This window comes from Propionivibrio sp., assembly GCF_017995515.1.
Lineage (GTDB): Bacteria > Pseudomonadota > Gammaproteobacteria > Burkholderiales > Rhodocyclaceae > Propionivibrio.
Window position 1 is genome coordinate 1 of sequence record NZ_JAGOIT010000153.1, and the last position, 2,781, is coordinate 2,781.

A 2,781-nucleotide genomic window follows, 5' to 3' on the forward strand; every position below is an offset into this window, starting at 1 on the left:
TTGTTGCGGAAGATGGCGAACTGCTTGGCGACGCCCTCCTTCATCGCGCCGAAGGCGGCGAGCTTCATCATCAGCAGCGCGAGGACGATGTCGAGCGGAATCGCCACCCACATGTTGAGCAGACCCAGCCCGGTCGGTGCCGGCAGGTACAGGTACAGCATCAGGATCGACGGTACGAAGGCCAGCGTGTACAGGTAGGTGATCTTGGCGAAGGCGACGATCGGGTTCCCGCTATCGGGCGAGATGGTCTTCAGGTTGTTCATGCCGAACCAGCACAACGCGGCCAGCGGCACCAGGGAGAGCACCCAGGCAAAACCGGCGTTCTGGATCCAGGTCGGCGTGCCGGCGGCGATCTTGCCGAAGATCCAGCCGGAATCCTTGAGCAGCGTTTCGGGTGCGCCGCCGAGGGCGCCGAACATGCCGACCGTCATCACCAGCGGGATGACGATCTGCATCGTCGTCACGCCGAAGTTGCCCAGACCGGCGTTCAGGCCAAGACCGGTGCCTTGCAAACGCTTGGGGAAGAAGGTGCTGATGTTGGACATCGAGCTGGCGAAGTTGCCGCCGCCGACGCCGGACCACAGCGCCATCAGCTGGAAGGCCCACAACGGCCAGTCCTTGTGCTGCAGGACGATACCGGTCCCCAACGCCGGTGCCAGCAGCATGGCCGTCGTCAGGAAGATGGTGTTGCGTCCGCCGGCCAGGCGAATCAGGAACGACGCCGGGATGCGCATCGTGGCGCCCGAGATGCCGGCGATGGCGGTCAGCGTGAACAGCTCGGCCTGAGAAAACGGATAGCCCAGATTGAGCATCTGCACGGTGATGACGCCCCACATGCCCCACACGGCGAAGCCGCAGAGCAAGGCGGGAATCGAGATCCAGAGGTTGCGGTAGGCGATGCGCTTGCCGGTGGACTCCCAGAATGCTTCGTCCTCGGGGCGCCAGTCGGTGATCGTCGAAGACGAGTGCGTCGTTGTATTCATGGTGTTTTCTCGTGGAGTCGATATCAGTTGGAGGACTTCATCGGCACAGCGGCGTCGCCCATGAAGTCGCTGCGGCGGACTTCCGTGATGTACATCCAGATCAGCGAGACCCAGACGACGCCGTACATGAGCATGAAGGCGCTCGAACGGATGCCGGTGATGTCGAGCAGCGCGCCGAACATGATCGGCAGGATGAAACCGCCGAGCCCGCCGGCGAGGCCGACGACGCCGCTGATCGTGCCGATGTTGCCCGGATAGTGATCGCTGATGTACTTGAAGACGCTGGCCTTGCCGAAAGCGAAGGCGATGCCGAGGACGAACATCAGGGCGGTGAAGGCGTAGACGTTGAGGCCGATGTGCAGGGTCAACGGACCGCTCATCGTGGTGATGGTCAGATCGGTTTGCGGATAGCTGAGCAAGAAGAGGCAGATCCAGCTCACCCACATCACCCACCAGGTCACGCTGTGCGCACCCCACTTGTCGGACATCCAGCCGCCGACGGCACGCAACACACCGCCCGGCAGCGAGAAGCAGGCGGCGAGCAGCGCGGCGGTGCGGATGTCGAGCCCGTATTCGCCGACGTAGTACTGCACCATCCACAGCGCGAGCGCGACGTAGCCGCCGAAGACGATGCTGTAGAACTGGCAGTACTTGAGCACGCGCGGGTCTTTCAACGCCTTGAGCTGGTCGGTGAATTTGATGTGGCCGCCGGTCAGGTGCGCCGGATCGCTATGGCTGAACAACCAGAAGGCGATCAGGGTGAGGGTCATGATTCCGGCGTAGACCTGCGGAACCATCGTCCACCCGAAGGCCACCACCAGCGCCGGGGCAACAAACTTATTGACCGCCGCGCCCGAGTTGCCGGCGCCGTAGATCCCCATCGCGAAACCCTGCTGGCGACGCGGAAACCAGCGCGCGACGTAGGGCGTACCGACCGAGAACGAACCACCGGCCAGCCCGACGAAGAGGCCAATAACGAGGAAATGCCAGTACTCGGTCGCGTAGCTCATCGCCCAGATGGCCGGAATCGTCGCCGCCATCAGCGTCGCCATGACGACGCGGCCGCCGAACTTGTCGGTCCAGATGCCGAGTGGCACCCGGATCAGCGAGCCGGTCAACACCGGCGTTGCCGTCAGCAAGCCGAACTCGGTGGCGTTCAGATCGAGCGCTTTCTTGATCGGAATGCCGATCACGCCGAACATCATCCAGACCATGAAGCACACCGTGAACGCCAGCGTGCTGACCAGCAAAACGGAAAGCGCCTGCCCTTTTGTTGTCATGTAAGCCCCCCTTCGTTACATGACGCGAATTTAGAGAAGACGGTGGCTTACCGGCATCCTTCCGTAGACGCAGTGAGGCGGGTTATTGGAACTACCCGGGGAGGGTTAGGCATAGTTCTTTCGAACTATGGGTGATATGCGTCGAGTTTGTGGACGCGCTGTTTTCCGCGCCTGACGCGCGGCATTACTTTCTTTTGTCTTGCCAAAAGAAAGTAAGCAAAGAAAAGTCGCGCCCGCAGCGTCGCCCGGCTACGCCGGGTGCTCTGCGCTGCTCAGCCGCAACGGGGGGCTGCGGAACTCGGACCTTCGGTCCTCAGACAGTCCTCGCCCCTTTATCCGTTGCGTCTTGCGCTGCTCGACGACGCAAAGGGCTGATTGAAAACCGCACCCATATCAACCGCATGTGGTGTCAGGTTCCGTTCGGTGTGCTTTTCCTTCCCCCTCGTGCAGCGCCGAGCAACGGAGTGCGGCCGGGGGCAGTCGGCGAGGACTGTCTGAGGGCGAAGCCCGAGTTCCGC

The 2,781-nt window shown here is 62.4% G+C and carries 2 protein-coding genes; both read right to left on the minus strand.

Annotation, left to right across the window (positions count from 1 at the left end; genetic code table 11):
- Nucleotides 1-983, minus strand: a 983-nt coding sequence (locus tag KBA32_RS16260) for an MFS transporter (RefSeq protein ID WP_294361224.1), incomplete at its 3' end; no start/stop codon positions are given.
- A gap of 23 nt (nucleotides 984-1,006) precedes the next feature.
- Nucleotides 1,007-2,263, minus strand: coding sequence for a nitrate/nitrite transporter (locus KBA32_RS16265; protein ID WP_294361227.1), 1,257 nt, complete (start codon nucleotides 2,261-2,263; stop codon nucleotides 1,007-1,009).
- Nucleotides 2,264-2,781: the final 518 nt, after the last annotated feature.

Excerpts from the sequence above, each read along its gene's own strand:
- KBA32_RS16265 (WP_294361227.1), bottom strand. The coding sequence starts at position 2,263 with ATGACAACAAAAGGGCAGGCGCTTTCCGTTTTGCTGGTCAGCACGCTG.